Source organism: Methylobacterium ajmalii, from assembly GCF_036448855.1.
GTDB classification, from domain to species: Bacteria; Pseudomonadota; Alphaproteobacteria; order Rhizobiales; family Beijerinckiaceae; genus Methylobacterium; species Methylobacterium ajmalii.
Map to the genome: position 1 here is coordinate 86,190 of NZ_JAZFXT010000012.1, position 26,972 is coordinate 113,161.

A 26,972-nucleotide genomic window follows, 5' to 3' on the forward strand; every position below is an offset into this window, starting at 1 on the left:
CTCCGCTCTTGGTGCCCCGCGAAGGGTGACGTGCCGATGTCCGGGCGCCGGCCGGGACGGAATCGGGATCGCTCGCTCGGGCCACCGGGCGCCCACGAAACTCCGACGAGGGCGGGACGCCGCCCCCACCGGCCGAAAGCCTCACACGGGAGCCTCGGCTCCACCGCGGATCGTCATTGTTCCCACGTGACGCCCTCGCGGACCACCCTGGCCGGTGCGCCGATGATGAGGCTGTTGGGAGGGAAGCTCTGCTTCGAGACGAAGGACCCTTTCCCCACGACGCTGTCCCGGCGGATATGGGCGCCGCCCCACAGTGAGACGCTGCCGGCGCTCCAGACGTGATCCTCCATGATCACGTCGCCGGGCGGGTTCAGACGCTCACCGGTCGCAACGTCGATGATCTTGTGAACGTGCGACGTCGAGAAATTCGTGCCTTCGGCGATCAAGCAATTCTCGCCGATTTCGATTTTCGCACTCTCGTGCATGTGGATGTGGGAATGGCCGTTGAAACCGGTTCGTGCGCCGATGCGCAGCGAGCCCGGGGCGATCAGCTGAATATTGACTCCGTTCAATACACACTGCTCGCCGATGTAAACGTGATTATTTCCATGAATCTTTAAATGAATATGTGCGCAAGCGATCGGATTTCCTATATATATCGTATTTCCGTATCCAAGTATTTCTATCAATCCATTCCCAGTCTCAAGCATTTGTTCCGATAGGTCGATTTGGTTCTGTCCCGCATGCTCTTCGAAGATTCTTACCGGCATCGAGAGGTCCTTTGATGGGCGCAGGGTTGCGATGTAGCGGGTTTCGCACCCGGGTGTCGATGCCGCTCCGGTGACGCCCGGCCCACCCGTCGATCATCCGGTCGTGGGCCATGGCCACAATCCGGAGGGCCGGCCCAAAAACCCGTTCGGCCCCGGCCCGACCTGGGCTAGATACGGCCCACGATGCTGACCGAGAAAATCGCCCTCCCGGATTCCGGGCGCGCCGCGTCCTCCGGCCGCCGACTTCCTGCCCGCCTCCTGCGGGGCGCCGTGCGGCTGCGCCGGCTCGGGACCGTCGGACTGGTGCTCTACGCGCTGGCCCTCGGCGCGGGCTTAGGCCTCGCCACCGCCAACTGGGCGACGCGGGGGCGCTACCCGTTCGGGGGCGTCACGCTCAACGCCTGGACCGCCTGGCCGAAGATCGGCGCGCGCGACGCCGACCCCTACGTGCGGGCGATCCATGCCCGCACCGGCGAGGTGCCGCTGGCGCTCGGCGAGGGCCTGCTGCTCACCGCGCTCACCGACGATTCCGGGCGCCGGCTCGATCCGTCCTGCCGCTACCGCATCGCCGGGGCCACCCCGCCTTCCCGGGCCTGGACCCTGACGGTGGAGCGGCGCGGCCGGGCCAGAGCCGATGCGGCGACGGATGCGGCGAAGACCGAGGGGTCGAAGACCGAGGGAGCGGGGGACGCGGGAGCGCCACGCACCGGGTTCACCTCCACGGAGGTGCTGCGCGACCGCGACGGCCGGTTCGCCGTGACCCTGGGCCCGGTCGTGCAGCCCGGCAACTGGCTGCCGATGCCGGCGGGCGAGGGCTCGATCCGGCTGGTCCTGCGCCTCTACGACACGCCGGTGGCGGCGAGCACCGGCGTGCTCGAACGCGAGGGCGTGCCCTCGATCACCCGGGAGGATTGCCCGTGACGCCGCTCGGCCGCTTCATCCTCGCCACCCTGTGCGGCCTCGTGCTGGCAGGGCTCGTCCACGTCGCGGCGGTGCTGGCGATCCCCTACCTCGCCACCGGGGACGCGCTGAGCCAGGCCCGCGCCACGCTCGCCAACGACACCTCGGTGCTGGTCCACGCCGTCGAGACCGGCGGCAAGGCCGAGGGCGCGCCGGCGGCGGGCTGGCTGCCGCGGCAGGACCCGGCAGTGGCGGTCGGCGTCTGCGCCTACGACCTCGACGACGGACCGGTGCGGATCACCGCCGAAACCGGCCCGCTCCTCGAGACGATCGCGCTGCACGGCCGCAACGGCGCCTATTACGCCATCACCGACCAGGCGGCCCTGCGCGGCACCGTCGAGCTGGTGATCATGACCAAGCGCCAGTACGACGAGGCGCTGGCGAGCGCCGACGAGGACGAGCGCAACCGCGACATGCGGATCGTCGCCCCGAGCCGGGAGGGCTTCGTCAGCATCCGGGTGCTGGCCGCCCTGCCGAGCCAGCAGGCGCTCGCCAACGAAGCCGCCCGCTCGGTGTCCTGCACCATCGACGGGCCGGACGAGTAGGCCGCAGGCCTCGTCGTCCTCGGGCATCGACACGTCGATGCCCGTTCGGGCTGGTCCCGGCGCCGTCGCACGCATCCGTTCGAAGGCGCGGCGGACCTATCCCTTGCGCACCAGCACCGCAGGGCCGGGCTCCGGCGGGACGAGGCCGCAGCGCGCCTCGGCATCCGGCGGCAGCAGCGGGTCGAGGAGGCTGCGGCGCGAGTCGAGGAACGCCAGGGCGCGCTCGCCGGCCACCGCCTCCTCCTCGGGGGCCGCGACCAGCAGGTGCTCGAGGGCGTAGCGGTAGGACGCCGCCCGGGCGCCCGTCTCCAGCCGCACCCATGCGATGAGGCAGCGGTTCTCGGCCACCCGCATCGCGGCGCTGCGCACGTCGCGGTCGTCGAGGGTGGTGATGAAGGGCAGGCTCTGGAGCCGCGTCAGGTCCGCCCGCACCACCCGGGACGCGGTCTCGGCGAAGGCCGGCACGAGGCGGCCGTCCGCCACCATGTCGTCCGAAAGGCGCCGGTAGCGCGATATCGCCGAGCGATACGGTCCGGCAGTGATCGCCTCGTAATAGGCGGCGGGGTCCGACAGGCGCCAGCCGACCGGCAGCACCCGGGCACGGGTGAGGTTGTCGAGGGCGGCTTCGAACAGGCTGCGCTCGCGCGCCGGCATCAGGAAGCGCCAGGCCCGGTCGCGCAGCGCCCGCTCGTCCTCCGTGAAGGGAAACAGCGAGGCCGCCTCGCCCCGCTCGCGCGCGGCGAGCGTGCCGGCGGCGTCGATCAGGCTATTCCAGGCGGTGGGCGCCGGGCGGCCGAAATCGCCCTGCTGGACGCAGGACGCCACCAGGGGGGCGGCGAGCAGCACGCCGACGACGACGAGACCGCGCGCGGACATCGCCCGGGAAGCAACGGCCCGGGAAGCAATGGCCCGGCGAACCGTGACATGGGGAGCCATGACCCGGAGCCTCGGCTCAGCGCGTGCAGCGCCGCTCGGGGGCGGGCAGATCGGTCTCGGCGGGATCGGGCAGCCTCTCATAGCGCACTCCCGTGAACAGCAGAATCGTGCCGCGGACCGGGTCCGCCGCAGGGTGATCGACCGGGCCGGACGCGGCCTCGCCCGCGCCACCCGCCCGGGTCGTGCCGCCCGCCCGGCGCGGGCCGCCGGCCCGGAACGGGATGATGTCCGCCGAGGGACGTCGCTGGTGGCCGATCATGCGCGCTCTCCCGCCTCTCCACGTCCCTCCGGGACCGCCGCCCGTCGCGGCTTCACGGATCGACCAAAGCACGGGCATGGTTAACGGACTGTTTCCGAGCCGCCATTCCCGAGGGGCCGCCGGGACTTCGGCGTAAACCATCGGTGAGCGGAGATGCGCGAACCGGGCCGTCATCCCCGTTGTCCCCAGGCACCGGGCCGACCCGTGCCCGCAGCCTTAAGCGTCGCTTTACGCGCGGCCTCGCATTCTCTGGATCGCTTTCATGTCCTGCGTAACCGATCGCCCATGGCTCGCTCCGCCGCCGACGCTCCGCCGGACCTGTCCGGCCTCCTCGATCTCGCACGAGACCGGCGTCTCGACATGAAACCCGTGCTGCTGCGGGTGCAGACGGACCTCTTCCGGGCCGCACCGGTGCGGGACGTCGCGACGATCCGGGCCTTCGAGGCCCTGGCCTGCGGGCTGATCCCGACGGTGGACGCCGCGACCGCCGAGATCGTCGCCCAGAAGCTCGCGCCGCTCCCCGACACGCCCCAGAGCGTGCTGGCGCTGCTCGCAGCGCAAGGCGGCGGCGCCCGCGACGCGGTGCTGGCCGGGAGCCCGGTGCTCACGACCGCCCTGCTCGAGGCCGCCGGCAGCGGCCCGGGCCTCGACGCGGTGCTGGCCCGCCGGCCCGACCTCGGCCGGGCCCTGGTCGAGGACCTGAGCCTGCGCGGCGACCCGGAGGTCGACCTCTCGCTCGCCGGCAACCCGGGGGCGCCGCTCGCCGGGCCGGCCCTGGAGCGGCTGGTGGAGCGGGCGCGCCGGCGGCCCGATCTCGCCGCCCTGCTGCTCACCCGCGACGACCTGCCGGCGGTCGACCTCGCCCCGCTCTACCTCCAGGCCGAGCCGGAGCGCCGCACGGCGATCCGCGAGGGCGTCGCTGCCCGCGCCGCCCTGCGGCCGCAGGGCCGGGCCGGGATGCGCGCCGCCGGCGCGGCGCTCACCGCCTTCGCGGGCCGGGGCGAGCCGGAGCGGTTCGAGGCGGCGCTCGGCGAGGCGCTCGGCATGCCGGGGGCGTGCTTCCGCGCCACCGAGCCGGAGCGGCGCGACCTCCTGGCGCTCGCCCTGCGAGCCGCCGACCTCGCCGAGGAGGAGGCGGTGTTCATCTTCCTGCGCCTCGATCCCTCGATCGCCCGCTCGGTCGACGCGGTGTTCGGCCTGACCCGGCTGTTTCGCTCGATGGACGCCGCCACGGCGCGCGACCTCGTCGCCTCGATCCTCGGCGGCGAGCCGACCGCGCGCAGCGCCACGCCCGACCAGCACCGCCCGGCCCACGGCCCGGCCTCGCCGCGCCTGCGCCCGGCGGCGACCGCCGCCCCGGCCCTGCGGCCCGCCCTGCCGGAGCGCACCCGCAAGACCCGGTGAACCGGGCTCGGCGCGCGGGGCGCGGCGGTTTCACCTCGGCCGCGAAATGGTCTAGGCACGGCATCCGGGATGCCGTGCCGCCCGTGACGGGCGAAGCCGCGGCGACAGAACGAGAAACCGTCGCGGAGGACGTTCGTGAGTGCCAGCCTGCCGGTCGCGCTGCCCGACATCGGTGACTTCAAGGACGTCCCGGTGGTCGAGATCCTGGTCAAGCCCGGGGACCGGATCGCCGTCGACGACCTCCTGATCAGCATCGAATCCGACAAGGCCACCATGGAGGTGCCCTCGCCGGTGGCGGGCATCGTGTCCGAGATCCTGGTCGCGCCCGGCACCCGGGTGTCGCAGGGCACGCCGATCCTGATGGTCGACACCTCCGGCGAGGCGGGAGCGCCCGCCCCCGCCGCATCGTCCCCTGCCCCGCAGGCTCCCACCCCGCAGCCCCCCGCCCCGCAGCCCCCCGCCCCCGCCGAGGCCCCGGCAGCCCCGGCAGCCCCGGCGGCCGGTAGCGCGCCCGCATCCCCCGTCCCGTCCGAGGCCCACGCCACCCCGTCGGTGCGTGCCTATGCCCGCGAGCTCGGCGTCGAGCTGGCCGGCATCGCCGGCTCGGGCCCCCAGGGGCGCATCCTGCGCGAGGACGTGCTGGCCTTCGTGCGCGGCCAGATGGCCGCCCCGGCTCCCGCGGCCCCGGCGCCCACCGCCGCCCCGGCCGCGCCCGCCTCCGGGATCGGCGCCGGCCTGCCGCCCTGGCCGCAGGTCGACCACGGCAAGTTCGGCCCGGTGCGGCGCGAGTCCCTATCGCGCATCCAGCAGATCTCCGGCCAGGCGCTGACCCGCAACTGGCTGACGATCCCGCACGTCACCAATTTCGACCACGCCGACGTCACCGAGACCGAGGCGCTGCGCCGCGAGCTGAACGGGGCCGCCCGCCCCGGCAGCCACAAGGTCACCATGGTGGCGATCCTGATCAAGGCGGCCGCCGCGGCGCTGCGGGCCCATCCGCGCTTCAACGCGGCGCTCGACGGCGACGGCCTGATCCTGAAGGACACCGTCCATGTCGGCTTCGCGGTCGACACGCCGCGGGGCCTCCTGGTGCCGGTGGTGCGCGACTGCGACCGCAAGGGCCTCGTCGAGATCGCCCAGGAGATGGGGGAACTCGCCGAGCAGGCCCGGTCCGGCACGCTGCCGCCCGCCGCGATGCAGGGCGGCGGCTTCTCGGTCTCCTCGCTCGGCGGCATCGGCGGCGACGGCTTCACCCCGATCATCAACGCGCCCGAGGTGGCGATCCTCGGCGCGGCGCGCTCGCGGATCGAGCCGGTCTGGGACGGCAGCACCTTCCAGCCCCGCCTGATCCTCCCCTTGAGCCTGTCCTGGGACCACCGGGCGGTGGACGGCGCGGCGGCGGCCCGCTTCCTGTCGCACCTCGCCGCGGTGCTCGCCGACCTGCGCCGGGGCGCCCTGTGATCCGGGCGGCCGTCGAGGCCGACCATCCGGCCCTGGCGCGGCTCTTCGAGGAGATGCAGGCCTACTACGCCGTGCCCTGCCCGCCCCGCGGGGAGATCGAGACGTCGCTCGCCGGGCGCCCGGCCGGCACCGAGATCCTGGTGGCGGAGGAGAGCGGGGCCCTCGCCGGCTTCGCGGCCTTCTCGGCGATCTATCCAGGCCCGGGCCTCGCCGGCGGCCTCTTCCTGAAGGAGCTGTTCGTCGGCGCCCGCTACCGCGGCGGCGGCCACGGCCGCGCCCTGGTGCGGGCGGTAGCCGCGCAAGCGGTGGCGCGCGGGTTGAAGCGCGTCGACTGGACGGCGGATGCCGGGCAGCCGGCGCTGCTCGCGTTCTACGAGGGGCTCGGGGCGGCGCCGAAACCCGACAAGATGTTCTTCCGGCTGGACGGGGAGGCGTTGTCGCGGCTCGGCGGGCAGGGATGATACGAGCTGCGCCGCTTGCGCGGCATCGGCGAGCCGGTGCCGGTGCCGGTCCACAAGTTCATCTGAGATCCGGCGCCACGCCCTGATCGACGAGGCCGAGGCGCGGCACCACGGTGCCGGGGGCGAGGATCGCGCCCGGGGCCACGACGGCGTTGGCGCCGAGCCGCGCCCCGTTCCCGACGAGGGCGCCGAACTTGGCACGCCCGATCTCGATCAGCCTGCCGTCGTGCCGGAAGGCCACCGTGGCACCGGGCCACTCGTTGCGGTGGTTGGCGATGACCGCGCCGGCCTCGAGGTTGACGGCCCGGCCGATCACGCTCTCGCCGACGAAGTTGAAATGGGCGAGCGCCGTGCCGGCGAACAGGAACGAGGCCTTCAGCTCCGAGCCGGGCCCGATCGTACAGGCCTCCTCCAGCCAGGCGCCGCCCCGCAAGGTGGCGCCGTGGCCGATGAAGCAGCGCGGCCCGACGACGAGCGGGCCCTTGAGCACCGCGCCGGGCTCGATCCGGGTGCTGGCATGCACCGCCACCTCGTCGGCGACGGAGAAATCCGCGCCCAGGCGGGCCAGCAGCCGGCGGACGATGTCGTCTGCCGCGCCCGTGAGCGCCCAGGGCGGCTCGGCAGCGAGATCCGCGAGGGCGGAGGCGGGCAGGGCCGGGATGTGACGGACGAGCAGGTTCACGGCCGTCACGATCCCCGGGGGCTCAATCGCAGACGCGGACGCGGCGGATGTAGACGTCGCCGAACTCGTCGACCATCCGGCGGCGGACGGTGTAGCACTCGGGGCCGTAGGCCGGGGCGTAGCCGTAGGCCGGCCCGCCATAGACGGGGGTATAGCCGTAGGCAGGAGCCGGCGCGTAGCCGTAGCCATACCCGTAGGCCGGGCGCGAGCCGGCCGCGATGGCGCTGCCGAGGGCGAGGCCGCCGACCGCCCCGAGGGCGAAGGCCGGCCCGGCCCGCCAGCGCGCCTCGGCCGGGGCGGCGCCGACCAGGGTCACGCTCGCCAGGGTGGCCGCAGCCACGCAGATGGATGCGATGCGCTTCATGGCAGATCCCCATGACGTAAGGGTTGAACAAGCATTCGCGAGCACATGAAACCCGATGACCGTGGTGCCTGCGTGCTCGATGTCCCGTTTATCGCGCCGCCAGGCTGAACGGAGGCTGAAGCTTGGGCACAGGATTCCTTCAGCCTGCTACGCGGCGTCGGCCGTCGGCTTCGCCCGGACGATGCGGTGGCCCGACACCTCGGCGCCGGCCTCCGGGGCGAGGCGGCGGAACGACAGCGCCGAGAGCCCCGAGAGGATCGCCACGGCCAGGAAGGCGGGCCCGAAATCCTCCGCCCGGATCTCGGTGCGGCCGTGCCACTCGGACGCCGACTGGAGCACGAAGGCCCCGAAGGCGACGCCGATGCTCAGGGAGAGCTGCTGCGCCACGCTGGCGAGGCTCGTCGCCGCGCTCATGTCGCGCGGGTCGACGTCGGCATACGCGATGGCGTTGACGGCGGTGAATTGCAGCGAGCGGAAGCAGCCGCCGACGAGGAGCACCGCGATGATGAGGGCGTGCGGCGTGCCCGCGGTGAACAAGCCGTTGACGGCGAGGAGGCCGGCGGCGACCACCGCGTTCAGCGTCATCACCGCCCGGAAGCCGAAGGCGCGCAGGATGCGGGCCGCGATCGTCTTCATGAACAGGGCGCCGGCGGCGGCCGCGAAGGTGATGAGGCCCGAATGCAGCGGGTCGAGCCCGAAGCCGAGCTGGAGCATCAGCGGCAGCAGGAACGGGATCGCCCCGGTGCCGATGCGAAACAGGCTGCCGCCGAGCACCGCCGCCCGGAAGGTCGGGTAGCGCAGGAGGTCGAGGCGGATCACCGGATGCTCCACCCGGCGGCTATGGGCGAGGTAGAGCCCGCACAGCACGACGCCCGCCCCGGTGCAGGCCCAGGACACCGCCTCCGGGAGCAGGTGGCGCCCGCTGGAGGCGAGCCCGAGCATCAGGCTGGCGAGCCCGGCCCCCGACAGGACGAAGCCGAGGAGGTCGAGGGGCGGGCGCTCCTCCTCCTTGACGTCCTGGAAGTAGCGGGTGGCGAGCAGGATGCCGGCGAGCCCGATCGGCAGGTTGATGAAGAAGATCCAGCGCCAGTGGAGCGCCGTGGTGATGAAGCCGCCGAGCGGCGGGCCGATCACCGGGCCGACCAGCGCCGGGATGGTCAGCGTCGCGAGCGCCTGGACCAGCTCGCCCTTGGGCACGCTGCGCAGGAGCACGAGGCGCCCCACCGGCACCATCATCGCTCCGCCCATGCCCTGCAGGAAGCGGGCGGCGACGAACCAGCCGAGCGAGTTCGAGGCCGCGCAGGCGAGCGAGCCGGCCATGAACACCGCGAGCGCCCAGCGGAAGACCGTGCGGGCGCCGTAGCGGTCGGCGGCCCAGCCGCTGATCGGGATGAAGATCGCGAGGCTGACCAGGTAGGAGGTCAGGGCCAGCTTCAGGGCGATCGGGTCCTCGCCCATGTCCGCGGCGATCGCCGGCAGCGACGTGGCGAGCACGGTCGAGTCCGTGTTCTCCATGAACAGGGCCGTCGCGACGACGAGGGGGACGATCCGGACGGTGCGCATGGCACCGTATCTAGCGCTCGCCCGGAACGCCGGAAGCGCGAATCGGCGGGGCCTGCCCCGTCATCCGTGCGGGGCAGGCCGATCCCGGCGTTACGCGGCCGCCACCGGGAGCATCCCGTCTCCGGCCGCGCGCCGGGGCGCCGGGGCGTGGGCCACCGGCAGCACGCCGTCGTCGGCGAGCGTCACGAAGGCGCTCCCGTCATAGGCCAGCAGCGCGCCGGTCTCGATCTCGAAGAACCAGCCGTGCAGGGCGAGCCGCCCCTTGGCGAGCGCCGCCGCCACGCTCGGATGGGTGCGCAGGTGGGCGAGCTGCGCCACCACGTTCTCGAGGGCGAGCGCCCGCAGGCGCTCGGTCGGTCCGAGATCGGCCGGGTAGGCCTCGCAGACGATGCGGTCGGCGGCGTGGCTGTGGCGCAGCCAGGCAGCGACGTTCGGCATCGCGTCGAGGGCGCCGGGCTGCATCAGCCCCTTCATGGCGCCGCAATCCGAGTGGCCGCAGACCACGATGTCGCGAACCCCGAGCGCCACCACCGCGTACTCGATCGCCGAGGAGACGCCGCCGTTCATCTGCGAGAAGGGCGGCACGATGTTGCCGGCGTTGCGGCAGACGAACAGCTCGCCGGGCCCGGCCTGGGTGATGTGCTCGGGCGAGACCCGGGAATCGGCGCAGGCGATGATCAGGGCCTTCGGCTGCTGCCCGTCGCGCACGAGGCGCCGGTACATCTGCCGCTGGCCCGGAAACACGCTGCCGCGGAAGGTCGAGATGCCCTGGATGATGCTGCTGTCCACGAGGTGTCCTTGTGCGGGAATGAGGTGCGGGAACGGGAGGATGCGGGCAACGCCGCGATCCGTCGGGATGGTGGCTCGCCGCCGGCTCGTACGGACCCCGCTCCCGCCGCTTGCGCGGGGAAGCGAGACGATCCGCAAGTCACCGACTGTATTTCCCGGCGATCCGTCGTTGTTTCACCGACGACGAGGACGATGACGGAGACGATGTTCCGGGGATGTGCGGGCTCGCACCCGGGTTGATCCTGCGAGATAATCCCGGCCCCGGGCGACGACGTGCGGCGGCGCACGCACTGGTCGGTGGATCGCCGGACGATATCGGACGGGACGGCGCCGCGAGGCGTCCGCCCGCGCGGAATCGGTCGCGGCCGGCGGCCCCGGCTTGACCGCTCCGGCCCCCGCGGCCCATACCACCGGCAGCATCGAGGAGGCCCATGGTCACCACCGCGAGACGGCCTCCGGGCCTGCCCCCGCGCTCCGGACCGGCGCCGGCCCTGCGGCGTCCGGGCGCCCCCGCCCCGCGGTTCCGTCGCCCGCTCTGATGGACCGCGATCCGATCGTCTTCGCCTGGCGCAGCGCCAAGCGCCGGCACGCCGCCGCCATCGCGGTCGCCCTCGGGCTCGGCGCGCCCCTGGTCGGGCTCGGGCTGCTCGCCCTGCGCGATCTCGTCGACGAGCTCCTGGCCCTTGCCGAGCCGGGGCGCGGGCCGATCCACTTCCTGCACCTCGTCGTGCCGCTGCCCGAGCGCCTCGGCGGCCACGGGCTGGTGCTGGTGGGCGGCTGGCCGCTGCCCGAGAGCGCCCTGACCCTGTGGGCTCTCGGCGCCCTGATCCTCGTCGCCCTGGCGCTCGCCGGGCTCGGCTGGGGCGTGGCGCGGCTCTGCGTGACGGCGCAGGCCGAGGCGGTGCGCCGCCTGCGCGAGGTGGCCGAGGACGCGATCCTGCGCTCCGGGCCGGCCGCCCGGGACGACGCCCGGGCGCTCGCCGGCCAGGTCGGGGCGGCGATCCGCGCCGCCGACGGGCTCCTCGCCGTCGGCATCCTGGTCCCGGCGCTCGCCGCGGGCAGCGTGCTCCTGGCGCTGGCGGTCGCCGCCGCGGTGGCGCCGCGTCTCGTGGCGGCGGCGGGCATCAGCCTCGTCGCCGCGGCGCTCGCCCGCCAGCTCCTCATCGCCCGGACCGAGCGCCGGGACGACCAGCGCCGGCTCGAGGGCGCCGCCCTCGAGCGCGGACTGACCGACCTCGTGCGGCGGCTGCCGGCGGTGCGGGCCCACGGCACCACCGCCTTCGAGCATGCCCGCCTCGGCCACGTCGCCGAGCGGGCGCGCCGGGCCCTCACCGAGACCGAGAACGACCTCTCCCGCGCCCGCGCCCCGGCCCTCGCCCTGGCGGTGCTGGTGCCGACCGTGATGCTGGCGGCCGCCCTGTGGCAGGCCCCCGCCCCCGCCGCGCCGGTGAGCGCCGGCGGCCTGTCGGCAGTGCTGGGGGCGCTCGCGATCGCCTCGAGCGCGGTGGCGGCCTTCCTGCGCCAGAGCCGGCGGCGCCGCGCCGCCCTGCCGGCCTTCCGGGAGATCGCCCGCGCCGCCGCCTCGCTGGAGGCCCGCGCCCGGGCGCCGCGCCGGCTGCGCAGCCAGTCCGCTCCCCTGCCGGACGGCGGGCCGATCGTGCTCTCGACCGTGGCGGCCTACGATCCGGCCTCGGGCGAGCGCCTGATCGGCCTCGATCTCTCGCTGCCGATGCCGAGCCACGTCGCGATCCTGGGCGACCGCGGCAGCGGCAGCCGGGTGCTGGCCGCCCTGATCGCCGGCCAGCTCGAGCCGACCGCCGGGGCGGTGACCTATGCGGGCACCGACCTGCGCTCGGTCGAGCCTGCGGAGCGGGCGCGCCGCATCGCCTATGCGGGCGGCGAGCCGGTGCTGATGAGCGGCACGCTCCTGCAGAACATCCTCTACGGCGACCCCGCCTTCGCCGACGGATCGAGCCCCGACGCGAGCACGCCCAACGCCGGTGAGCTGGAGGAACGCCTGGTCGAGGCGCTGTCGGTCACCGGGCTCGACCGGCTGGTCTACGGGCGCGGGCTGGCCAGCGTGCTGCCGCGCCGCCTCGACGCCACGACCGCCGCGGCCATCGTCGAGACCCGGGACGCCCTGCGGGCGGCGCTCGCCGCCGACCACGCCGCCCATCTGATCGAGCCGTTCGACCCCGCCCGCTACAACCGCCAGGCGACGGTGGGCGAGAACATCCTGTTCGGCGCCCCGGTCGGCTCGGCATTCTCGGAGGCGCGGCTCGCCGGCCACCCCTTCACCCGGGCAGTGCTGGAGGCCGAAGGCCTGACCCGGCCGATGACCGAGATGGGGCTCGCCATCGCCCGGGCCACCGTCGAGATTTTTTCCGACCTGCCGGACGACCACCCGCTCTTCGACGCGTTCTCGCTGTTTCCGGCGCGCGAGCGCGGCTTCTTCGAGGACCTGGTGGCGCGCCAGCCCGAGGCCTCCGGCTGGCGCCGCGGCCCCGCCGGCCAGCGCGACCGCGCCCGGCTGATCGGCCTGTGCCTGCGCTACAGCGAGACCCGGCACCGCTTCGGCCTCATCGACGAGGCGATGGAGGCGCGCCTCGTCGCGGCGCGGCGCACCTTCGCGGCCCTGCTGCCGGCCTCGCTCACCGGCTCGGTCGAGTTCTACGATCCCGGCAAGGTCACCGCGGCGGCGAGCCTGGAGGAGAACCTGCTGTTCGGCCGCGTGGCCGGGGCGGAGGCCGGGGCGGGCGCACGGGTGCGCGCCCTGATGCAGGCGGTGCTGCGCGAGCGCGGCCTCGAGCGCACGGTCTACCGCTTCGGCCTGGCGAGCCAGGTCGACCCGCGGGCGGCGGAGAGCGGGCTCGGCGGCCGCGACGGCTTCACGCCGTTCGAGCGCGCGGCGATCGACCTCGCCCGCTGCCTGGTGCGCCGTCCCGACATCCTGGTGGTCGGCCTCGCCCTCGACGACCGCGGCGCCCCCGAGGTGATGGCGGGCATCGAGCGGCTGCGGGCGGCGCGGGCCGGCCGCGGCCTCGTAGTCTGCCTGCCGGCCGAGTGCCGGCCGGACGAGGCCGCCCCCTTCGACGTCGTGCTGCGGGCCGAGCGCACCACCGTGGTGCGGGCCGGCGGGCCGCCGGATGCCGCGCGGACCGCGCCGTTCGGGGACCGGGCCGCCGCGTCGTCCCCGGCGACCGAGTCATCCACAGAGCCGGTGCGGGACCGCACTCGCTTAACGGCAGATTAGGCCGTCCGGGGGAACCTTCGTCTTGTGCTCACCGTTCGTGCTGCACATCTTTCGTGTAGAGTTCCCACCCGTGTCTTGCCGGTCTGTCCGGCCGGAGCATTCGCCATGTGCGTTGTCGCACATCCATCCCCTGCAACCCCCATCACGGTCACCGGCATGACAACGAGGGGTCCTCTCATGGAAGCCGGCTTGACGCTCCGGTTCTGGGGCGTCAGGGGGTCGACCTGCGCCTCGGGCCCCGATTTCGTGGAATTCGGCGGGCATACGCCCTGCGTCGAGGTCCGCTGCGGCGAACGGCTGTTCGTGATCGATGCCGGCACCGGCATCAACGCGTTCGGTGCCCACCACCGCGACCGGGTGCCCCAGCGGGTGGACCTGCTGCTCAGCCACCTCCACCTCGACCATGTCGGCGGCCTGCCGTTCATGAAGCCGGCGGTCCTCGACCCCTCCCGCGAGATCCACACCTGGTGCGGCAACCTCGACGGGCAGAGCGCCGCCGAGCCCCTCGACCGGCTCTTCTCGCCGCCGCTCTTCCCGATCACCCTCGACATGTTCCCCGCCCGCTTCGTGCATCACGGGTTCCGGGCCGGCGAGAGCCTGACCTTCCCGGACGGGGCGGTCGTCGACACCATCCCGCTGCAGCATCCCCAGGGCGCCACCGGCTACCGCTTCCGGCATGCCGGCCGCTCGGCCTGCTACATCAGCGACCTCGAGCATTCCGAGCCCTGGCCCGACCCGGCGCTCCTCGACTTCGTGCGCGGCGCCGACCTGGTGGTCTATGACGGCATGTTCACCCAGGGCGAGTACCCGTCCTGCCGCGGCTGGGGACACTCGACCTGGCAGAAGGGCGTCGAGCTGTGTCAGGCCGGCGGCGTCGGCAAACTCGCCATCGTGCACCTCTACCCGCAGCACACCGATTCGCTGCTGCGCGACCTGGAGGTCCAGATGCAGGGCCAGATGCCCGGCGCCTTCGTGGCCCGCGAACGCCAGGAGATCACCTTCGCGGCCGTCGCGGAGGCGAGCCCGCGACGGCGGGTCGCCCAGGTCGCCTGAAGTCGCCCGATCGGGTGGTACAATCGGGGTTGCCCGATCAGAACGCCGTCGCGGCCCAGCCCGAGAGAAGGCCGGCGCCCAGCACCAGCACGAAGGCGGCGGCCCACAATTCGAGCACGCCGACCGCGATCGCCCCGCCCTGGCCGCGCCCCCCGGCGAGCCGCAGGGCGAGCGCCTTGGCGAAGACTGCGAGCGCCGCCAGGATTCCGGTGGTGATCGCGGTGCCGAGCGCCATCGCCAGGGTCGCGGCGACACCCGCCCACAGGATGCCCTGCGACAGGGCGAAGACCAGCACCAGGATCGCCCCGGCGCAGGGGCGGGTCCCGGCGGCCAGCACCACGCCGGCCTGCTCGCGCCAGCCCGCCAGCCGCTCGACCCTGGTTCCGTCGGCAAGGCCGGCATGGCCGCAGCCCGGCCCGCAGGCCGGCCCCGCCTCGCGGTTGAGGAGGCGCGCGAGCTGCCCGGCCTTGCGCCAGGTCACCGCGGCCCCGAGCACCGCCACGCAGGCAAAGCCCGCGGTCTCGATCACCGTGCCGGCCTGGTTGAGGCCGGCGGCGGTGAGGCGCAGCACCACCGCGCCGCCGCCGACCAGCGCCAGGGCGACGACCGCCTGGAGCAGGGCCGCCAGCAGGCTCAAGGTGAAGCCGCGCTTCAGGGCGCGCTCGCCGGCCATCAGGTAGCCGGCGATCACCGCCTTGCCGTGGCCGGGCCCAGCGGCATGCAGCACCCCGTAGGCGAAACCGAGACCGACGAGGGTCGGGGCCCCGTCCCGGCCGTCCTTGACCGCCGAAACCGCGGCCTGGAGCGCCCGCGAGAAGCCGGCCTGCATGGCGAGCAGCCAGGCGCCGAGGCTCGTGGCGCCGTTCGGGCTCGCCTCGCGAAAGCCGATGCCGAAAGGCGAGCGCGGCGGCGCCCGGAAGCCGGGAGCGAGCAGCCCGAGCAGGACCGCCAGCAGGGCGGCGGCGGCGAGGACCGCGAGGGCAGCCAGCAGCAGGCGCTGGATTCCGCGGGAGGGGAGAGCGAGGGGAAGGGCGCGGGTCAGCACGCGACGACGATCCGGTTGGCGAACTGCACGCCGTAGGTCGAGGCGGCGGTGATCGCCTCGAAGAAGGCCTCCGACATGCCGGTGGCGGCGGGCGCGGGCGCGGTAGTCTTGGGCCGGTGCGCGGTGACGCGGCAGGCGGCCGGCGCGCCGACCAGCGTCGCGACCTCGCCGCCCTCGGCGAGGCTGAAGGCGACGAAGTAGGTCGGGTCGTAGACCTCGAGCGAGGCCGTGCCGGCGACCGGCGTCTTGAGCGGCAGGGTGAAGCGCAGGGTCAGCTGCCCGTCCGAGAAGGTCATCGCCGGTTCGGCGGCGGCGCCGAGATCGACCTTGCGGCCGTTGACCTTCAGCACCGTGAAGTAGGCGTTGTCGGCGAGGTTCTCGGCGTTGTCCCGGGCAAGCGCGGCGAGTGCGGCCGGGTTGACCGGCCCGGTCATCGATTGGCCCAGCCCCTGGATCGCGAAGGCGGAATAGGTCGGATCGAAGGTCCAGGCGTGGCGCACCGCCCGCAGGACCCCGTCGGGCCCGTAATCGAGCTCGGCCCGGGTGGCGATCCAGACGTGCGGATGCGCGAGAGCCGGCGTCGCCGCGGCGAGGGCGGCAGGCAGGAGGCCGACGAGGAGACGGGACGGGCGCAGCATGACGATGTCCTTCGGCGACGCTCGCCCGTCGTGGTGAAGCGGTGGTGAAGCGCGTCGCGCCCCCGGTGGCGCACTGGTCCCGCCGCATTGCGGCGGGAGCGGGGCGGTGGGGGACGGGCTCCGAAATACGAAGGACCGCGCCCGAATCCTCCCCTCTCTGCGGGGGAGGGTGGCACCCGGAGGGGGCCGGGAGAGGGGCAGCGCGACACTTCAGGATTAGGTGCCCTTCATCATGGTCGCGACCCCTCCGGAAGCGTCGTCCCCTCTCCCGTCCCGCTCCGCGGGGCACCCTCCTCCGCAGAGGGGGGAGGGTTCGGGCGGGAACCGCACATCAGCCCCCGCTCCAGCAGGTCGAGATGCCCGTCCAGGTAGGCCGGCCCGTCGAGGGCGTGGTCGTCGCCGAACATCAGCCGCCAGGTACAGGCCATGATGACGGGGGCGAAGAGCAGGTGGGGGAATTGCTCGGCGGCGGAAGGCCGGAACTCGCCCCGCTCGACCCCGTAGCGGACGACCCGGCGCAGGGCCTCCACCTCCGGGCCGATCACCTCGGCGCGCCAGCGATCGGCGAGGTCGGGGAAGCGGCTGACCTCCGCGAGCAGCATCCGGATGATCTCCCGGGTGCGCCGGTCCTCGACCATCTGCGCGTATTCGAAGGCGAAGTGGGTGCGCAGGATCGCCATGGCGGAGCCCTGCGGGGCGGCGGTGAGGGCCGCCAGGTGCTCGCGCGAGGGACGGCTCATCTCGTGCATCGTGGCAAGGAACAGGTCCTCCTTGCTCGGGAAGTACAGGTAGATCGTGCCCTTGGTGATGCCGGCGCGGGCCGCCACGTCGTCGAGCTTGGTCGCCATGAAGCCGCTGCGGGCGAATTCCTCGAACGCCGCCTCCACGATCTCGCCGGGCCGCTCCTCCTTGCGCCGCCGGCGCTGTCCCGCCACTGCCATCTCGTACCCTTATTGACTGCCTGGTCAGTTATTAGTACGAGACAGGGGTCGCCTTCAAGGAGCGCGCCATGGCCCGCACGGTGATGTGCCCGTCCCAGATCCGCCGGTCTCGTCCAACCCAACCGACCTGGCCCGGGTTCACCCGCCTGGCCAACGGCCTCGACCTGCACGCTCCCGCGTCCTCCCGCGCGCATCCGCTGCTGCCCCGGCGCGGCGCCGTGCCGGCGCTCGCCCTGGTGCTCGTCGCCATCGCCGGCTGGGCCGGGCTGCTCGCCTGGACCCGCGTCGATCCGGTGGCGGCGCCCTGCACGACCTGCGTGGTCGAGCAGGGCCGGCTCTGAGCCGGCACGTCCTTTCGCCTTCGCCCCGGTCCGTCGCCGGGGCCTCACCCACAGATGCGGCGACGCCTCCCCTCGCGGGCGGTCCGCCGCATCTGGAAGGAGCGGCCGCACCCGCCCCCTCGCGGCCGCTCCTTCACATCCACCCCCCGCCCGTGCTGTCCTTCGGGGCTTCCCGTCCCACGCCGAACCGGTACGCTCGACGACCATGAGATCCAGCCCGACCCTCCGGGGCCTCCACCGCTCGGCCGTGGTCACCGCCCTGCTCCTTGCAGGGCAGATTCTCGGTGGGCAAACCCTCGCCGGCCAGGCCCGCGCCGACGCGCCCGCCCCGACGGCCAAGGACGAGGCGAAGCCGGCCGCGGCGCAGGACGCGAAACCTGCAGGCGCGCTTGCCGAGGTCCGGGTGGTCACCGCGGCGCTCGCCCCGGTCTCGGCCGAGGTCGTGCTGACCGGCGACATCCAGGCCAAGTTCCTGAGCAACATCGCGTTCCGGGTCAGCGGCAAGATCCAGGAGCGCCTGGTCGAGGTCGGCGAGCACGTCACCGCCGACCAGGTGCTGGCCCGGCTCGAGCCGCAGGAGCAGCAGGTCAACGTCGACACCGCGCAAGCCGCGCTCGCCTCGGCCGAGGCGCTCTTGACCCAGGCCAAGGTCGGCTTCGAGCGCCAGCAATCCCTGATGCGCAGCGGCTACACCACCCGCACCGCCTACGACCAGGCCGAGCAGACCCTGCGCACCACCCAGGCCTCCGTCGAATCCGCCAAGGCGGCTTTGGGCAACGCCCGCGAGCAATTCTCCTACACCGAGCTGAAGACCGGGGTCGCCGGCATGATCACGGCGCGCAACGCCGAGGCAGGCCAGGTGGTCCAGTCGGGCCAGACCGTGTTCACGCTCGCCCAGGACGGGCCGCGGGACGCGGTGTTCATCGTCTCCGAGACGCTGCTCGCCGAGCCGCCGGAGGGCAAGACCGTCGACATCATCCTCCTGTCCGATCCGCGGGTGCGCACCACCGGGACGGTCCGGGAGATCTCGCCGGCGGTCGATCCGTCCTCGGGCGGCGTGCGGGTGAAGATCGGCCTCTCGGCCGTACCGCCCGAGATGTCGCTCGGGTCGACGGTGGCGGGCCTCGGCCGCTTCCGCGCCCGGCAGGCGATCAGCCTGCCCTGGAGCGCGCTGTTTCGCTGGCAGGACCAGCCGGCGGTCTGGGTGCTCGATCCGGGCAGCGGCACCGTCGCGCCGAAGACCGTCACGATCGACCGCTACGCCGGCTCGGCCATCGTGCTGTCGGACGGCGTCGCGCCGGGCGAGCGGGTGGTGACCGCCGGGATCCAGCTCCTGCGCCCCGGCCAGGCGGTCGCGGTGGTCGGGGAGGACGGGAAGTGAAGCACGTCCCCGCCCTCGCAGTCCTCGTCCTCCTCGCCGCCTGCCAGGAGAAGAAGGCCGAGGCGCCGCCGCCGGTGCGCCCGGTGCTGACCACGAAGGTCGAGATCCGCACCGCCGAGACCTTCGGGCCCTTCGCCGGCACGGTCGAGCCGCGTTACCAGACCCAGGCCGGGTTCCGGGTGCCGGGCCGGATGGTCGCCCGCGACGTCTATGTCGGCGACCTCGTGCCCAAGGGCGCGCGCCTCGCCGCCCTCGATCCCACCGTGCTGCAATTCGCCGTCACCCGGGCCCGGGCCGACGTCACCGACGCCGAGGCGCAGCTCGCCAACGCCAACGCCGTCGAGGGACGCCAGCGCACCCTGTTCGACGGCGGCAACGTCACCCAGGCCGCCCTCGACGCGGCGGTCGCCACCCGCGACACCGCCGCGGCGCGCCTGGCCCAGGCCAAGGCCGCCCTCCAGAAGGCGACCGACGAGCTCGGCTACGCCACCCTGAAGGCCGATGTCGACGGGGTGGTGACCGCCTGGAGCGCCGAGGTCGGCCAGGTGGTGAGCGCCGGCCAGGTCGTGGTGACGCTCGCCCGCCCCGACATCCGCGAGGCGGTGGTCGACATTCCGGACGGGCTGATGGCCGGCATCAAGGCCGGCACCGAGTTCACCGTGACGCTCCAGGCCGCCCCGACCATCACCGCCAAGGGCCGGGTGCGCGAGATCGGGCCGCTGGCCGACCCCGCGACCCGCACGCGCCGGGTGCGCATGACCCTCACGGCGCCCCCGGAGGCGTTCCGGCTGGGCACCACCATCACGGTGGCCTTGGCCCGTGCCACCCCGCCGCGCATCACCCTGCCGGCCACCGCCCTGCTGCGGGAGGAGAGCCGCACCAGCGTCTGGGTGGTCGCGCCGGACGGCAAGTCGGTCGCCCGCCGCGAGGTCGCGGTGGTCCCGGTCTCCGACACCGCGCACCACGACGACGATGCGGTGACCTTGAGCGACGGCCTCAAGGCCGGCGAGACCGTGGTGGTGGCGGGCGTCCACAGCCTGAAGGACGGGCAGGCGGTGCGCCTGACCGCCTCGGGCCTCTGACCGCTCCCTGATTTTTTTCGCGCGCGGCCCGACCCGGCCCGCCTTCCAGACCCCTTTCAGCGCGAGGCCGCGCCCGATGAAGTCGTTCAACCTCTCCGAATGGGCGCTGTCGCACCGCTCCTTCGTCTGGTTCCTGATGGCGGTGGCGATCGTCGCCGGCGCGATGTCCTATCGCAAGCTCGGCCGCGAGGAAGACCCCGCCTTCGCGATCAAGACCATGGTGGTGCAGGCGGTGTGGCCCGGCGCCACGATCAGCGACACCCTCGACCAGGTCACCGACCGGATCGAGAAGGAGCTGCAGCAGATCGGCGCGGTCGACTACACCAAGAGCTACACCACGCCGGGCCAGGCGACGGTGTTCGTGAACCTGCGCGACACCACCCCGCCGCAGACGATCCCGTGGCTGTTCTACCAGGTCCGCAAGCGGCTCGGCGACATCAAGGGCACCTTCCCGCAAGGCATGCAGGGCCCGTTCTTCAACGACGAGTTCGGCGACGTCTACGGCAACGTCTACGCCTTCACGGCCGACGGGCTCTCGATGCGCCAGCTGCGCGACTACGTCGAGACGGTGCGCACCCGGATCATCAAGGTGCCGAGCATCGGCAAGACCCAGATCATCGGCGCCCAGAACGAGGTGATCTATCTCGGCTTCTCGACCCGCAAGCTCGCGGGCCTCGGCGTCGACGTGCAATCGCTGATCAAGACCCTGCAGGCCCAGAACGCGGTGGCGCCCTCGGGCGTGATCCAGGCCGGGCCGGAGCGGGTCTCGGTGCGGGTCGGCGGGCAGTTCACCGACGAGAACAGCCTGAAGGCGATCAACCTGCGGGTCAACGACCGCTTCTTCCGCCTCTCGGACGTGGCCGAGATCGAGCGCGGCTACACCGATCCGCCCGAGGCGCTCTTCCGCTACAACGGCCGGCCGGCGATCGGGCTCGCCATCGCCATGCAGCAGAGCGGCAACCTGCTCGAGTTCGGCGAAGCCCTGAAGTCCCGCATGCGCCAGGTCGAGGCCGAGCTCCCCGTCGGCGTCGGCATCCACCTCGTCTCGGACCAGCCCAGAATCGTCGAAGAGGCGGTCGGCGGCTTCACCAAGGCGCTGGTCGAGGCGGTGGTGATCGTGCTCGTGGTCTCGTTCCTGAGCCTCGGGATGCGGGCCGGCCTCGTGGTGTCGTTCTCGATCCCGCTGGTGCTCGCCATCGTGTTCGTCGTCATGGAGGTGATGGGGGTCACGCTGCAGCGCATCTCGCTCGGCGCCCTCATCATCGCGCTCGGCCTCCTCGTCGACGACGCGATGATCACCGTCGAGATGATGGTGTCGCGGCTGGAGGCCGGCGACAGCCTGCACAAGGCCGCGACCTTCGCCTACACCTCGACCGCCTTCCCGATGCTCACCGGCACCCTCGTCACCGTGGCGGGCTTCCTGCCGATCGGCTTCAACGGCTCGGCGGCGGGCGAGTACACCTACTCGCTGTTCGTGGTGATCGCGGCCTCGCTCCTCGTCTCCTGGGTGGTGGCGGTCCTGTTCGCCCCTCTCATCGGCGTGAAGATCCTGCCGAAGACCATGAAGGGCCACCACGAGAAGCCGAGCCGCCTGCTCAACGGGTTCCGGGCCCTGCTGCTGCCGGCGATGCGCTTCCGCTGGATCACCGTGGCCGCCTGCGTCGGGATGCTGGGTGCCGCCGTCGTCGGCATGGGCCACGTCCAGCAGCAGTTCTTCCCGGCCTCCGACCGGCCCGAGGTGCTGGTCGACATGACCCTGCCGCAGAACGCCAGCATCGCCGAGACCAAGACGCAGATGGACCGGTTCGAGGAGGCCCTGAAGGGCGACTCCGAGATCAAGCGCTGGAGTTCCTACGTCGGCCAGGGCGCGATCCGCTTCTACCTGCCCCTCGACCAGCAGCTCTCGAACGCCTTCTTCGGCCAGATCGTGATCGAGACCGTGTCGCTGGAGGCCCGGGACCGCACCATGGCGCGGCTCAACGCGCTCGCCCGGCGCGACTTCGTCGGCACCGACGTGTTCATCCATCCCCTCGACCTCGGCCCCCCGGTCGGCCGGCCGATCCAGTACCGGATCAGCGGCCCCGACCTGCAGGTGGTGCGCGCGCAGGCGCTCAAGCTCACCAACCTGGTGGCGCGGAACCCGCATGTCGGCCTGCCGACCTTCGACTGGAACGAGCCCGGCAAGGTCCTGCGGGTCGAGATCCTGCAGGACAAGGCGCGCCAGCTCGGCGTGACCTCGCAGGACATCGCCGGCATCCTCAACGGCGTGGTCGGCGGCACCACGATCACCCAGGTCCGCGATGCGATCTACCTCGTCGACGTGGTCGGCCGGGCGCAGGGGCCTGAGCGCCGCTCCGTCGACACGCTCCAGAGCCTGCAGGTGCCGACCGCCGGCGGCGCCACCGTGCCGCTGCTCGCCTTCGCCAAGATCCACTACGACCTCGAGCAGCCGATCGTCTGGCGCCGGGACCGGATGCCGACCATCACGGTGCGCGCCTCGATCACCGACGCGACCCAGCCGCCGACGGTCGTCGATGCGCTCGCCCCCGCGGTGGCGCAGTTCCGCGCGGAGCTGCCCGACGGCTACGACCTCGCGACCGGCGGCGCCGTGGAGGAGGCCGCCAAGGGCCAGGGCCCGATCGCCGCGGTGGTGCCGGTGATGCTGCTGGTGATGGCCTTCTTCCTGATGGTGCAGCTCCAGAGCGTGCAGAAGCTGTTCCTCGTCTCGAGCGTCGCCCCGCTCGGCCTGATCGGCGTCGTCGCGGCGCTGCTGCCGTCGGGCGCCCCGATGGGCTTCGTGGCGATCCTCGGCATCCTGGCGCTGATCGGCATCATCATCCGCAACGCCGTGATCCTGGTGACCCAGATCGACGAGTTCGAGGCCGAGGGCATGACGCCCTGGGACGCCGTGGTGGAGGCGACCTGCCACCGCATGCGCCCGATCCTGCTCACCGCGGCCGCCGCGAGCCTCGGCATGGTGCCGATCGCCCGCGAGGTCTTCTGGGGGCCGATGGCCTACGCGATGATCGGCGGCATCATCGCGGCGACCTTCCTGACCCTGTTCTTCCTGCCGGCGCTCTATGTCGGCTGGTACCGGATCCGGCCGCAGAAGACGGGCGAAGGGCACGCTCCCGGTCACGCTCCCGCCGGGACGTGAAGCCGGACTCGCACCACCCGCCCGCCGCTTGACTTCGAGCGCGCTCGAACCCCTAGCCTCGGATGCGTCGTGGCGAGAAGGTGCGCATGAGGATCGGGGAACTGGCCGCGCGTTCGGGACTGACCGCCCACACCCTCCGCTACTACGAGCGGATCGGGCTGCTCCCCTACGCCGACCGGAACCGGTCGAGCCACCGTGACTACGACGCATCGATCCTGACCTGGATCGCCTTCCTGGACCGTCTCAAGACGACCGGGATGCCGATCCGGGAGATGGTGCGCTACGCGGCCCTGCGAAACGACGGCCCCACCACGCAGGCGGAGCGCCGCGAGATGCTGGAACGGCACCGCGCGCGCGTCCGCGCGCACGTCGCCGAGCTGCAGGATTGCCTTCTCGTCCTCGACACCAAGATCGCCGGCTATGCCGGCACCGACGAGAGGATGCAGGCGCATGACACAGGACCATCGGGCCGGCGACAGCCGGCTGGAACGCGGACGCCGGGCCATCGCTGAGATCGACGGCCATGCCGGAGAGGCGGTCGTCGCCTCGCTCGCCGACATCGCCCCGGATTTCGCGACCTACCTGCTCGAGTTCCCGTTCGGCGACATCTACAGCCGCCCCGGCCTCGACCTGCGCGCCCGCGAGATCGCCACCATCGCGGCGCTGACCGCGATGGGCAACGCGACCCCGCAACTCAAGGTGCACATCGCGGCGGGACTGAACGTCGGTCTCTCGCGCGAGGAGATCGTCGAGATTCTCATGCAGATGGCGGTCTATGCCGGATTCCCGGCGGCGCTGAACGGCCTGTTCGCCGCCAAGGCGGTGTTCGCCGAGCGTGAGGCGGCCGGCTGAGCCGCTCGGTCCTCCGGTGGCGGGGCCGGTGATCCGGCTCCGCCCGTGGGTGCGCGTCCGTGGGTACGCGACGAGTCGTGCGACTCTGGCGTGAACACGTCGAGACGAACAACAACCTTCCCTGGCGTTTCACCTCTCCTTGCGTAAGATACGGCACACGCCAGTGTCCGTGGCGCCGGGAGGCAGGATGACCCCAACCATGATCGAAGCGAGCCGAAGCCCTGCGCCGCGGGGTGCGCCCGTGACCTTCGACACGCGGCTCGGCGGCCTGACCCGGCTCGCCCTCAAGGGCGTCCTGCTCTCGCTCGTGACCTTCGGGATCTACCGCTTCTGGTACGTCACCGACCTGCGGCGCTACTTCTGGAGCCGCACCGCCGTCGACGGGTCGCCGGCCGAGTATACCGGCACCGGCAAGGAGCTTTTTCTCGGCTTCCTGGTGGCGCTGGCACTTCTGGTGCCGATCTATCTCGGCCTGTTCGCGATCTCGCTCGCGGTCCCGGCGCTGGCCCCGCTCTCGGTCGTGATCTCCTTCGTCACCCTGTTCGTGCTCGGGCAATACGCGCTCTATCGCGGGCGCCGCTACCGGGCGATGCGCACGCTGTGGCGCGGCATCCGGCTCGGCCAGGACGGGTCGGCCCTCGTCTATGCGGCCCGGGCGGCGGGCTGGTGGCTCCTCGTCTACCTGAGCTTCGGGCTCGCCTTCCCGTTCATGCGCGCGAGCCAGGAGCGCTATCGCGTCGGCCACACCCTGGTCGGTACGAGCCGGCTGAGCTCGATGGCGCGCGGCCGCGGCGTGCTGGGGCCGTGGCTGCTGCTGTATGTCGTCGGTCTCGGGATACCGATCGGGCTCGGCGTCGCGCTGCTGGTCGCCTCCGACTTCTCTCTGCCGGCCGACCTGATGGTGCCGAAGCCCGGCGGCAAGGCGGGCGAGACGATCCTCAACCCGGCCTATGCGGGCGCGACGATCGGCCACCTCGCGAACGCCCTGTTCGTCGCCGCCCCGGTCTGCCTCGTAGCAGCATTCCTGCTGTTTCCGTACTACCGCGCCCGCGAGGCCCGGGCTTTCGCGAACGCCCTGCGCCTCGGCGGCGTGCGTCTCGCCTCGACCCTGCGGGCCCGAACCTTCTACGCGGCCTATCTTCGCTACGCGGCGGCGCTCGTCGGCCTCCTGCTCGCACTGGGCCTCGGGGTCGGCCTCCTGACCCTGGCCGCGCAGCAGGCGGGAATCGGCGTGGTCCACTGGGCCGTCGTCCTGGCCTATCTCGGCGGTGCGCCCCTGTTGGCGGTGCTCTATGTCCGCCTGGTGCAGGCCCGGCTCTGGGCCGCGGTCGCGACGAGCCTGACGGTCGTCGACCCGGACGAGCTCGCGGCGATCCTCGCCTCGGCCCGGGGTGCCGGCAGCGGCCTGCAGGAGGGCCTCGCCGACGCGCTCGACGTCGGCGGCGCCCTCCAGATCGGCTTCTGAGCGGTGGGACACCCGCTGCCGCAGACCTCCCCCGTCGAGGCCGAGGGCCGCTACTTCGACGGCCTCAGCGCGCGCCCGCACCCGGTGCGCCTGCGGCTCGACGAGCGGTTCCGGATCACGGGCGGCGCCGTCGCGAAGAACTGGGACCCGCTCGACCTCCGGGCGGCGGATGCGCCGCCGCCGCTGATGCGGGTCGGCCCAGGCCACGCGCCGGACCGGGTCGAGTTCGCGGATGCGGCGCTCGCCGCCGCCCTGGCGGAGCGCTGCCCGGATCTGCATCGGCGGGAGGGAGCGGGCGGCACCGCGCGCCTCGTGCTGTGGTCGGTCGCCGCCGGGATCTCGGTCCTGCTCGTCGCGCTTTTCGGCGTGCCGTACGTGGCACGCCTGCTGGTCCCGCTGGTGCCGGATGCCGTCGAGGCGCGTCTCGGCGCCGTGGTCGAGCCGCAGGTGTTGCGCGTCCTGGGACATCCGCCGTCCTGCACCGGAGAGGCCGGGCGCGCCGCCCTCGACCGCCTCGTCGCCCGGCTCGTCGCAGTGCGGCGCCCCGACGAATCGCTGCCGGCGGACCTCGCGGTGAACGTGCGCCGCCACGACATGGCGAACGCCCTCGCGCTGCCGGGCGCCCGGGTGATGCTCCTCTCGGGCCTGATCGCGCGGGCGAGATCGCCCGACGAGGTCGCGGCGGTGCTCGCCCACGAGCTCGGCCATGTCCGGGCACGCGATCCGACCCGCGCCCTGATCCGGGCCTCCGGCACGTCGTTCCTGCTGAGTCTCGTACTCGGCGACCTCACCGGCTCGACGGTGATCGTGGCGGTCGGCGAGGCGGTGCTCTCGGCGGGCTACAGCCGCGAGGCCGAGCGGGCGGCCGACGCCTACGCGGTCGATCTGATGACGCGCGCGGGCGGCAACGCCGCCGCCCTGGCCGACATCCTCGAGCGCATCGCCGCCGATGACGGGCCGCGCGGGAACCTCGACCTCCTGCGCAGCCACCCCCTCACCGCCGAGCGCGCCACCACGATCCGTGCACTCGCCGGTCCCGGCGCAGCCGGGCGACAAATCCTGCCGTCCGACGCGTGGACCGCCCTGCGTGGCATCTGCGCCCCCGCCGAGCGGACGCCGCACGGCGCGACGCCGCCGTGAAAGACGAGAGTGACGAGAACGGAAGGCCCCCCCGCCGCGCTGCGCCCGGAGTCGGTCACCATCGACGGGGCGCGTCCACCATCCGGATTTGAAAACCCTCAACGGCGTGGCGGCGAGCCAGGCCGGGTCGGTGCCGGCAAATCGCATGATCCGAACGACGAAAAACCCCGCCGGCGACGCCGAGCGGGGTTTTTCGTGTGGTTTGGTTGCGGGGACAGGATTTGAACCTGTGACCTTCAGGTTATGAGCCTGACGAGCTACCGGGCTGCTCCACCCCGCGCCAGGGTGTTTTCGCAAGGAGGGAACGTGTGACGTGCTTGGCAGGTCTGGCGGTGACCGACTCTCCCGTGTCTTGAGACACAGTACCATAGGCGCTGGGGCGGTTAACGGCCGAGTTCGAGATGGGATCGGGTTCTGATCACCCCGCTCT

Annotated in this window: 25 protein-coding genes, 1 tRNA gene and 1 rRNA gene; 15 read left to right on the forward strand and 12 right to left on the reverse strand. The window is 73.0% G+C overall.

What is annotated here, in order from left to right; translation table 11 throughout:
• Positions 1-173 precede the first annotated feature (173 nt).
• Positions 174-770: an acyltransferase gene (locus tag V3T34_RS05490; protein WP_139234989.1), complete on the reverse strand. Its 597-nt coding sequence runs from the start codon at positions 768-770 to the stop codon at positions 174-176.
• A gap of 183 nt (positions 771-953) precedes the next feature.
• Between V3T34_RS05490 and V3T34_RS05495 the strand changes: the two genes are divergently transcribed.
• The gene (locus tag V3T34_RS05495; protein ID WP_305077557.1) at positions 954-1,691 is read left to right on the forward strand and encodes a DUF1214 domain-containing protein; all 738 of its coding nucleotides are present in this window, start codon (positions 954-956) and stop codon (positions 1,689-1,691) included.
• Positions 1,688-2,275 carry a DUF1254 domain-containing protein gene (locus tag V3T34_RS05500; RefSeq protein ID WP_060848224.1) on the forward strand — a complete coding sequence of 196 codons (588 nt, stop codon included), beginning with the start codon at positions 1,688-1,690 and terminating at the stop codon, positions 2,273-2,275. Before V3T34_RS05495 ends, V3T34_RS05500 begins: the two co-directional genes overlap by 4 nt.
• 96 nt (positions 2,276-2,371) lie before the next feature.
• Here V3T34_RS05500 and V3T34_RS05505 read toward each other — a convergent pair whose 3' ends face one another.
• Entirely contained in the window at positions 2,372-3,151 is a 780-nt protein-coding gene (locus V3T34_RS05505) for a hypothetical protein (RefSeq protein ID WP_305077558.1), read from the reverse strand.
• Between the two features lie 76 nt (positions 3,152-3,227).
• Complete coding sequence (locus tag V3T34_RS05510; RefSeq protein WP_060848225.1) at positions 3,228-3,470, reverse strand: hypothetical protein; 243 nt, start codon at positions 3,468-3,470, stop codon at positions 3,228-3,230.
• 285 nt (positions 3,471-3,755) lie between these two features.
• Here V3T34_RS05510 and V3T34_RS05515 point away from each other — a divergent pair, with 285 nt between their 5' ends.
• The 3 genes from V3T34_RS05515 (at position 3,756) to V3T34_RS05525 (ending at position 6,796) form a co-directional block, all read left to right on the forward strand.
• Positions 3,756-4,874 carry a DUF2336 domain-containing protein gene (locus tag V3T34_RS05515; RefSeq protein WP_091888384.1) on the forward strand — a complete coding sequence of 373 codons (1,119 nt, stop codon included), beginning with the start codon at positions 3,756-3,758 and terminating at the stop codon, positions 4,872-4,874.
• 135 nt (positions 4,875-5,009) lie between these two features.
• A complete protein-coding gene (locus V3T34_RS05520; RefSeq protein WP_305077559.1) occupies positions 5,010-6,335 on the forward strand; it encodes a 2-oxo acid dehydrogenase subunit E2 in 1,326 nt (441 codons plus the stop codon).
• Positions 6,336-6,388: 53 nt separating this feature from the next.
• Positions 6,389-6,796 carry a GNAT family N-acetyltransferase gene (locus V3T34_RS05525; RefSeq protein ID WP_082742816.1) on the forward strand — a complete coding sequence of 136 codons (408 nt, stop codon included), beginning with the start codon at positions 6,389-6,391 and terminating at the stop codon, positions 6,794-6,796.
• A 58-nt stretch (positions 6,797-6,854) separates the two neighbouring features.
• Here V3T34_RS05525 and V3T34_RS05530 read toward each other — a convergent pair whose 3' ends face one another.
• The 4 genes from V3T34_RS05530 to V3T34_RS05545 form a co-directional block, all read right to left on the reverse strand.
• Positions 6,855-7,478: an LbetaH domain-containing protein gene (locus V3T34_RS05530; RefSeq protein ID WP_305077560.1), complete on the reverse strand. Its 624-nt coding sequence runs from the start codon at positions 7,476-7,478 to the stop codon at positions 6,855-6,857.
• Between the two features lie 22 nt (positions 7,479-7,500).
• Complete coding sequence (locus tag V3T34_RS05535; RefSeq protein ID WP_060848228.1) at positions 7,501-7,842, reverse strand: hypothetical protein; 342 nt, start codon at positions 7,840-7,842, stop codon at positions 7,501-7,503.
• A gap of 147 nt (positions 7,843-7,989) precedes the next feature.
• Positions 7,990-9,405: an MDR family MFS transporter gene (locus V3T34_RS05540; RefSeq protein ID WP_091753212.1), complete on the reverse strand. Its 1,416-nt coding sequence runs from the start codon at positions 9,403-9,405 to the stop codon at positions 7,990-7,992.
• Between the two features lie 90 nt (positions 9,406-9,495).
• Positions 9,496-10,194, reverse strand: coding sequence for a carbonic anhydrase (locus V3T34_RS05545; protein WP_305077561.1), 699 nt, complete (start codon positions 10,192-10,194; stop codon positions 9,496-9,498).
• Between the two features lie 538 nt (positions 10,195-10,732).
• On the opposite strand from V3T34_RS05545, the gene V3T34_RS05550 reads away from it, so the two are divergent.
• Both V3T34_RS05550 and V3T34_RS05555 read left to right on the forward strand, forming a co-directional pair.
• Positions 10,733-13,447, forward strand: coding sequence for an ATP-binding cassette domain-containing protein (locus V3T34_RS05550; RefSeq protein ID WP_305077562.1), 2,715 nt, complete (start codon positions 10,733-10,735; stop codon positions 13,445-13,447).
• A gap of 156 nt (positions 13,448-13,603) precedes the next feature.
• The gene (locus V3T34_RS05555; protein WP_091888374.1) at positions 13,604-14,500 is read left to right on the forward strand and encodes an MBL fold metallo-hydrolase; all 897 of its coding nucleotides are present in this window, start codon (positions 13,604-13,606) and stop codon (positions 14,498-14,500) included.
• A 37-nt stretch (positions 14,501-14,537) separates the two neighbouring features.
• On the opposite strand, the gene V3T34_RS05560 is transcribed toward V3T34_RS05555, so the two are convergent.
• From V3T34_RS05560 to V3T34_RS05570, 3 genes are all read right to left on the reverse strand, one after another.
• Complete coding sequence (locus V3T34_RS05560; protein ID WP_331369109.1) at positions 14,538-15,545, reverse strand: nickel/cobalt transporter; 1,008 nt, start codon at positions 15,543-15,545, stop codon at positions 14,538-14,540.
• Complete coding sequence (locus V3T34_RS05565) at positions 15,539-16,183, reverse strand: DUF1007 family protein (RefSeq protein WP_305077563.1); 645 nt, start codon at positions 16,181-16,183, stop codon at positions 15,539-15,541. Before V3T34_RS05565 ends, V3T34_RS05560 begins: the two co-directional genes overlap by 7 nt.
• Before the next feature lie 230 nt (positions 16,184-16,413).
• A complete protein-coding gene (locus tag V3T34_RS05570) occupies positions 16,414-17,124 on the reverse strand; it encodes a TetR/AcrR family transcriptional regulator (RefSeq protein ID WP_305077564.1) in 711 nt (236 codons plus the stop codon).
• Between the two features lie 68 nt (positions 17,125-17,192).
• Between V3T34_RS05570 and V3T34_RS05575 the strand changes: the two genes are divergently transcribed.
• The 8 genes from V3T34_RS05575 to V3T34_RS05610 all read left to right on the forward strand — a co-directional run bounded on the left by V3T34_RS05575 (position 17,193) and on the right by V3T34_RS05610 (position 26,542).
• The gene (locus tag V3T34_RS05575; RefSeq protein ID WP_305077565.1) at positions 17,193-17,465 is read left to right on the forward strand and encodes a hypothetical protein; all 273 of its coding nucleotides are present in this window, start codon (positions 17,193-17,195) and stop codon (positions 17,463-17,465) included.
• Positions 17,466-17,670: 205 nt separating this feature from the next.
• Positions 17,671-18,846 carry an efflux RND transporter periplasmic adaptor subunit gene (locus tag V3T34_RS05580; protein ID WP_060848234.1) on the forward strand — a complete coding sequence of 392 codons (1,176 nt, stop codon included), beginning with the start codon at positions 17,671-17,673 and terminating at the stop codon, positions 18,844-18,846.
• Positions 18,843-19,928, forward strand: coding sequence for an efflux RND transporter periplasmic adaptor subunit (locus tag V3T34_RS05585; protein WP_060848235.1), 1,086 nt, complete (start codon positions 18,843-18,845; stop codon positions 19,926-19,928). Before V3T34_RS05580 ends, V3T34_RS05585 begins: the two co-directional genes overlap by 4 nt.
• A 76-nt stretch (positions 19,929-20,004) precedes the next feature.
• Positions 20,005-23,085, forward strand: coding sequence for an efflux RND transporter permease subunit (locus V3T34_RS05590; RefSeq protein WP_305077566.1), 3,081 nt, complete (start codon positions 20,005-20,007; stop codon positions 23,083-23,085).
• An 86-nt stretch (positions 23,086-23,171) separates the two neighbouring features.
• A complete protein-coding gene (locus tag V3T34_RS05595) occupies positions 23,172-23,597 on the forward strand; it encodes a MerR family transcriptional regulator (RefSeq protein ID WP_305077567.1) in 426 nt (141 codons plus the stop codon).
• Positions 23,536-23,937 (forward strand): carboxymuconolactone decarboxylase family protein, encoded by a 402-nt coding sequence (locus V3T34_RS05600; RefSeq protein WP_305077568.1) that lies wholly within the window; start codon positions 23,536-23,538, stop codon positions 23,935-23,937. Before V3T34_RS05595 ends, V3T34_RS05600 begins: the two co-directional genes overlap by 62 nt.
• A 199-nt stretch (positions 23,938-24,136) precedes the next feature.
• The gene (locus V3T34_RS05605; RefSeq protein ID WP_305077569.1) at positions 24,137-25,402 is read left to right on the forward strand and encodes a YjgN family protein; all 1,266 of its coding nucleotides are present in this window, start codon (positions 24,137-24,139) and stop codon (positions 25,400-25,402) included.
• Positions 25,403-25,405: 3 nt separating this feature from the next.
• Positions 25,406-26,542: a M48 family metallopeptidase gene (locus V3T34_RS05610; protein ID WP_305077570.1), complete on the forward strand. Its 1,137-nt coding sequence runs from the start codon at positions 25,406-25,408 to the stop codon at positions 26,540-26,542.
• Positions 26,543-26,745: 203 nt separating this feature from the next.
• Here V3T34_RS05610 and V3T34_RS05615 read toward each other — a convergent pair.
• Together V3T34_RS05615 and rrf are read right to left on the reverse strand one after the other, a co-directional pair.
• Positions 26,746-26,822: transfer RNA gene (locus V3T34_RS05615), tRNA-Met, on the reverse strand.
• A gap of 44 nt (positions 26,823-26,866) precedes the next feature.
• Positions 26,867-26,972, reverse strand: a 5S ribosomal RNA gene (gene rrf, locus V3T34_RS05620); the annotation flags it as partial.

Excerpts from the sequence above, each read along its gene's own strand:
- V3T34_RS05490 (WP_139234989.1), bottom strand. The coding sequence starts at position 770 with ATGCCGGTAAGAATCTTCGAAGAGCATGCGGGACAGAACCAAATCGAC.
- V3T34_RS05495 (WP_305077557.1), top strand. The coding sequence starts at position 954 with ATGCTGACCGAGAAAATCGCCCTCCCGGATTCCGGGCGCGCCGCGTCC.
- V3T34_RS05505 (WP_305077558.1), bottom strand. The coding sequence starts at position 3,151 with ATGTCCGCGCGCGGTCTCGTCGTCGTCGGCGTGCTGCTCGCCGCCCCC.
- V3T34_RS05510 (WP_060848225.1), bottom strand. The coding sequence starts at position 3,470 with ATGATCGGCCACCAGCGACGTCCCTCGGCGGACATCATCCCGTTCCGG.
- V3T34_RS05515 (WP_091888384.1), top strand. The coding sequence starts at position 3,756 with ATGGCTCGCTCCGCCGCCGACGCTCCGCCGGACCTGTCCGGCCTCCTC.
- V3T34_RS05525 (WP_082742816.1), top strand. The coding sequence starts at position 6,389 with ATGCAGGCCTACTACGCCGTGCCCTGCCCGCCCCGCGGGGAGATCGAG.
- V3T34_RS05535 (WP_060848228.1), bottom strand. The coding sequence starts at position 7,842 with ATGAAGCGCATCGCATCCATCTGCGTGGCTGCGGCCACCCTGGCGAGC.
- V3T34_RS05540 (WP_091753212.1), bottom strand. The coding sequence starts at position 9,405 with ATGCGCACCGTCCGGATCGTCCCCCTCGTCGTCGCGACGGCCCTGTTC.
- V3T34_RS05550 (WP_305077562.1), top strand. The coding sequence starts at position 10,733 with ATGGACCGCGATCCGATCGTCTTCGCCTGGCGCAGCGCCAAGCGCCGG.
- V3T34_RS05555 (WP_091888374.1), top strand. The coding sequence starts at position 13,604 with ATGACAACGAGGGGTCCTCTCATGGAAGCCGGCTTGACGCTCCGGTTC.
- V3T34_RS05565 (WP_305077563.1), bottom strand. The coding sequence starts at position 16,183 with ATGCTGCGCCCGTCCCGTCTCCTCGTCGGCCTCCTGCCTGCCGCCCTC.
- V3T34_RS05570 (WP_305077564.1), bottom strand. The coding sequence starts at position 17,124 with ATGGCAGTGGCGGGACAGCGCCGGCGGCGCAAGGAGGAGCGGCCCGGC.
- V3T34_RS05575 (WP_305077565.1), top strand. The coding sequence starts at position 17,193 with ATGGCCCGCACGGTGATGTGCCCGTCCCAGATCCGCCGGTCTCGTCCA.
- V3T34_RS05580 (WP_060848234.1), top strand. The coding sequence starts at position 17,671 with ATGAGATCCAGCCCGACCCTCCGGGGCCTCCACCGCTCGGCCGTGGTC.
- V3T34_RS05590 (WP_305077566.1), top strand. The coding sequence starts at position 20,005 with ATGAAGTCGTTCAACCTCTCCGAATGGGCGCTGTCGCACCGCTCCTTC.
- V3T34_RS05595 (WP_305077567.1), top strand. The coding sequence starts at position 23,172 with ATGAGGATCGGGGAACTGGCCGCGCGTTCGGGACTGACCGCCCACACC.
- V3T34_RS05600 (WP_305077568.1), top strand. The coding sequence starts at position 23,536 with ATGACACAGGACCATCGGGCCGGCGACAGCCGGCTGGAACGCGGACGC.
- V3T34_RS05605 (WP_305077569.1), top strand. The coding sequence starts at position 24,137 with ATGATCGAAGCGAGCCGAAGCCCTGCGCCGCGGGGTGCGCCCGTGACC.